5 protein-coding genes and 3 tRNA genes are annotated in these 4,565 nt (G+C 43.2%); all 8 read right to left on the reverse strand.

The features are described 5' to 3' along the window. Positions 1 to 1,003 (reverse strand): sodium ion-translocating decarboxylase subunit beta (locus A3761_RS09940; RefSeq protein ID WP_068750168.1); only part of this gene is annotated, 1,003 nt, incomplete at its 3' end. A 13-nt stretch (positions 1,004 to 1,016) separates the two neighbouring features. Continuing rightward, positions 1,017 to 2,804 carry a sodium-extruding oxaloacetate decarboxylase subunit alpha gene (gene oadA / locus A3761_RS09945; protein ID WP_068507867.1) on the reverse strand — a complete coding sequence of 596 codons (1,788 nt, stop codon included), beginning with the start codon at positions 2,802 to 2,804 and terminating at the stop codon, positions 1,017 to 1,019. A gap of 43 nt (positions 2,805 to 2,847) precedes the next feature. Beyond that, positions 2,848 to 3,090 carry an OadG family protein gene (locus A3761_RS09950; RefSeq protein WP_068507869.1) on the reverse strand — a complete coding sequence of 81 codons (243 nt, stop codon included), beginning with the start codon at positions 3,088 to 3,090 and terminating at the stop codon, positions 2,848 to 2,850. Positions 3,091 to 3,294: 204 nt separating this feature from the next. Then, positions 3,295 to 3,371: transfer RNA gene (locus A3761_RS09955), tRNA-Arg, on the reverse strand. A 29-nt stretch (positions 3,372 to 3,400) separates the two neighbouring features. Continuing rightward, positions 3,401 to 3,477, reverse strand: a tRNA-Arg gene (locus A3761_RS09960). Between the two features lie 30 nt (positions 3,478 to 3,507). Next, positions 3,508 to 3,597, reverse strand: a tRNA-Ser gene (locus A3761_RS09965). Between the two features lie 98 nt (positions 3,598 to 3,695). After that, positions 3,696 to 3,887 (reverse strand): carbon storage regulator CsrA, encoded by a 192-nt coding sequence (gene csrA / locus A3761_RS09970; RefSeq protein WP_068507871.1) that lies wholly within the window; start codon positions 3,885 to 3,887, stop codon positions 3,696 to 3,698. A 180-nt stretch (positions 3,888 to 4,067) separates the two neighbouring features. Continuing rightward, a partial coding sequence (locus A3761_RS09975) for an ACT domain-containing protein (protein WP_156491782.1) occupies positions 4,068 to 4,565 on the reverse strand: 498 nt, incomplete at its 5' end.

The following is a 4,565-nucleotide window of genomic DNA, read 5'->3' on the forward strand; positions in this document are numbered from 1 at the left end:
AAAGGCCTAAGAAAATAGTTACGATGTTAATCAAAGCATTCTGGGCTGTATCAGAAAGACGGTCCACAACGCCCGACTCTTTCATCAAGTTACCAAGACAGAACATACCCAAAAGAGGCGCAGCATCAGGAAGACAAAGTGCAACCAGAATCAATACAATAATCGGGAAAAGAATTTTTTCCAATTGATTAACTGTACGAAGCTGAACCATCTCAATCTTACGCTCTTCAGGAGTAGTCAAAGCATTCATAATAGGAGGCTGAATAACAGGAACAAGCGCCATATACGAATAAGCTGCGACAGCAATCGCGCCCAATAGGTGCGGTGCTAGTACACTTGATACGAAGATAGAAGTAGGTCCATCTGCACCACCGATAATACCGATCGTAGCAGCTTCTTCAATCGTAAATGAAACACCACCAATTTGCATACTTGTGAGGAAAGCAGCACCTAGAACGGTACCGAAAATACCAAACTGCGCAGCAGCACCTAGCAAAATAGTTTTAGGGTTAGCCAGCATTGGACCAAAGTCCGTCATTGCACCAACACCCATAAAGATAAGCAAAGGACCAACCATTGAGCCAATTACTACGTTATAGAAGTTTGTCAACATGCCATTAGCGTAACCCGCATCACTAGCAACGTTATGAGCTGCAGCGGCAGTAGCACTATCTGCCATTTTATAAGCGTCTTTAAACGCATATAAGGTCTCTTGCGTCATTTCCTGACCGGCTTCAAAAGGAACTTTCAAAACCTCTGCCAAAGCCATCATTACTTCAGGCTTGTGAAAATGTATCGCATTTTCAGCGGCCGATAAAGCAAGTCCAGCCTCTGGAATATTAGCCAATATCCCGCCCATACCAATAGGCAATAGCAACAAAGGCTCAAAGCCTTTTTTAATAGCCATATATAGAAGACCGAGACAAATAACGATCATCGAGAACTGGCCGATAGAGATATTATAAAGACCACTACCGGTCCATAAATTAAGTATATTTTCCATTGTCAGACTACCCTTATAAGGTCATCAAAGTATCGCCAACGGCAACTGAGTCGCCAACAGAGACACTAATCGTTCCAACAGTACCCGCTCGTGGTGCACGTACTTCTGTTTCCATCTTCATTGCTTCAAGAATCAACAGCAAGTCACCCTCTTGAACAACTTGACCAGGCGTTGCAACAACCTTAAAGATGTTACCTGCTAACGGAGCTGGAACCGGATCACCACCACCCGCAGGAGCAGCCGCTGCTGGCGCACCACCAGAAGCCTGTAAAGGAGCACCACCAGTAACTGGAACCATACCTGTGATATCACCGCCTTCCTCAACTTCAACAACGTAAGACTGACCGCTAACGTTAATGGTATAAACTTCCTTACCACCCTTAGCTGCCGCTTTTACGTCATCTTCACTTGGAACCGGCTCAAATGCATCTGCATTGTCACGATTCTCTAGGAACTTAAGACCAATCTGAGGGAACAGAGCATAAGTCAGAACATCATCGACCGTCTCATCAGCAAGCTTGATACCTTTTTCGCCAGCAAGTTTCTTAACTTCCTCAGTCAACTTGTCCATTTCTGGCTCAAGCAAGTCTCCTGGTCGGCAAGTAATTGCTTCACCACCATCTAAAACGCGATCCTGTAGCTCTTTATTATAAGGAGCTGGAGCCGCACCGTATTCACCTTTAAGAATACCCGCAGTCTCTTTAGAGATTGATTTATAGCGCTCGCCAGTCAATACGTTCAGAACCGCTTGGGTTCCAACAATCTGAGAAGTAGGTGTTACAAGAGGAATATGACCAAGATCTTCACGAACACGTGGAATTTCTTCTAGCACTGCATCAAATTTGTCTGCAGCACCCTGCTCTTTCAACTGGTTTTCCATGTTGGTCAACATGCCACCAGGAACCTGGGCAATCAGAATTCGCGAATCAGTACCACGCAATGAACCTTCGAACTTAGCGTACTTCTTACGAACCTTACGGAAGTAAGCAGCAATCTCTTCAAGAAGCTTCATGTCCAAGCCAGTATCACGACCAGTACCTGCCAATGCCGCAACCACACTTTCAGTCGCAGTATGGCCGTATGTCATTGCCATTGAAGAAATAGCCGTGTCAACACGGTCAATACCTGCTTCAACCGCTTTAAGAATTGTCATATCTGACAAGCCAGAAGTCGCGTGTGCATGTAATTGAACTTCTAGATCAGTCTGAGCTTTCAAACGCCCAACCAACTCAGAAGCAGCATAAGGCGTTAATGTACCGGCCATATCTTTAATAGCGATAGAATCTGCACCCAAGTCTTCAATCTGCTTCGCTAAGCTAACCCAGCTTTCCAAAGTATGTACAGGACTTGTTGTATAGGAAAGCGTTGCCTGAGCATGACCGCCGTTTGCTTTAACAGCTTTAAGCGCACGATCCAGGTTGCGAGGGTCGTTCATCGCGTCAAAAACACGGAATACCTCAACACCATTTTTTACAGCACGCTCTACGAACTTATCAACAACGTCATCAGCATAATGTCTATAACCTAACAGATTTTGACCTCGCAACAACATTTGCTGCGGAGTATTAGGCATGACTTTCTTCAATTCTCTGATACGATCCCATGGATCTTCACCAATAAATCGAATACAGGAGTCAAATGTAGCGCCACCCCAAGATTCAAGTGACCAATAGCCTACCTGATCTAGCTTTTCAGCAATTGGCAGCATATCGTCAATTCGCATACGCGTTGCTAATAAAGATTGATGTGCATCACGAAGTACGACATCAGTGATTCCGAGTTTTTTGTTCGAATCCGTCATTTTCTATCAAGCCTTCTGTTAAAGGTTCAAATTTTATTCACGCTCACTTCTTGTGGTCTGAGCGATATTTGTCTACTGCAGCAGAGAGTACTGCTAACAGTTGCGCATCATTAGATGCTTGAGTTACTGGCGATGCAGCTGGAGCTTTAGGCTCAGGTGCTGGCGCATATTTCAAAATCATTTTTGACATGAACGATGTAGCAAAAACTAAGATCGTCAAAAATACAAAAACGAATCCCATACCCACCAACATCAAGTTTATTGCTTCAGACATTAAATCAGTCATATTCTGACTACCTAATCAATTTGTTGTTGATAACAAGGAAATTATCCTAAAAACCACCCAAATGTAACACATGTTACTAGGCGAGCGTAATGTACCTTTTCTAGCGTTTGTAGGCAATACGATTTAATACAATTTTTAACTGTATAGTAGGGATATTAAATTAACAGAAGCGTTAAATAAGATAGGTTTAAAGGAGAAATAATATGGCACGGCTGGCAGGATTCGAACCTGCGACCAACTGGTTCGAAGCCAGTTACTCTATCCAGCTGAGCTACAGCCGCATTAGATGCTGATCAAGAATGTTTTAAAGTGGCGCGGCTGGGAGGATTCGAACCTCCGACCGCCTGGTTCGTAGCCAGGTACTCTATCCAGCTGAGCTACAGCCGCTAAACTTTAAAACTGCCATCCTAATTTAAATGGCGGAGAGAGAGGGATTCGAACCCTCGATGAGTGTTACCCCATACGCCCTTAGCAGGGGCGCGCCTTCAGCCTCTCGGCCATCTCTCCTCAAGACGCGGCGTATATTAACACATTTATTTTAAATGCCAACACCGCATTGAATTATTTTTTAAAAAACATCAACTTGTGTATTTTTTAACCACAAATTAGTCGTCAGACTGCTGCGCTTCAGACTTTTCTTTCTGTATACGCTGATAGATCTCTTCACGATGAACAGAGACATCTCTAGGCGCGTTCACACCAATACGCACTTGATTACCCTTTACACCTAATACGGTAACAGTAACGTCATCACCAACCATTAAAGTCTCACCTACTCGACGAGTCAATATAAGCATTCTTAGCTCCTTTTATTATGCAATATTCATCCAAAAAAGCTTCTTACTGCCACCTCAAAAGAGATAACAACGAGCACTTAAAGAGTATTATCGAAATTTCTCAAAAAGATAGTTTTAAGTGGATTAATCTTGCACATTTTCTATTTAGTTATAAATTGTGAAAATACTGTTCGCCTTGAATTAATGTTCCTGCGCCAGATCAAAAGCACCATGAAGCGTCCTTACGGCCAACTCTAGATACTTCTCATCGATCACAACAGAAATCTTAATCTCCGAAGTCGAAATCATCTGAATATTTATACCTTCATCAGACAAAGCTTCAAACATCTTGGTAGCTACCCCTGCATGAGACCGCATCCCTACACCGACGATAGATACTTTTGCAATATCGTTATCACCTGCAGCCCTCTCAGCACCAAGCTTCTCACATACTTCTTCTAATACCGCTTTCGCCTTTTTATAGTCATTTCTATGAACCGTAAAGGTAAAGTCAGTTTTTTTATCCAAGCCAACATTCTGTACAATCATGTCAACTTCAATATTCTTGTCACTAATAGGGCGCAATATCTTCGAGGCAACGCCTGGAATATCCGGCACACCTACCAAGGTCAATTTTGCCTCATCACGATTAAAGGCAATCCCCGAAACGGCAGCCTGCTCCATATTTTCCTCACTATC

The organism is Oleiphilus sp. HI0123 (genome assembly GCF_001635315.1).

What these genes read in the sequence shown, in the direction of transcription:
- oadA (WP_068507867.1), bottom strand. Translation starts at nt 2,804, where the DNA reads ATGACGGATTCGAACAAAAAACTCGGAATCACTGATGTCGTACTTCGT.
- A3761_RS09950 (WP_068507869.1), bottom strand. Translation starts at nt 3,090, where the DNA reads ATGACTGATTTAATGTCTGAAGCAATAAACTTGATGTTGGTGGGTATG.
- csrA (WP_068507871.1), bottom strand. Translation starts at nt 3,887, where the DNA reads ATGCTTATATTGACTCGTCGAGTAGGTGAGACTTTAATGGTTGGTGAT.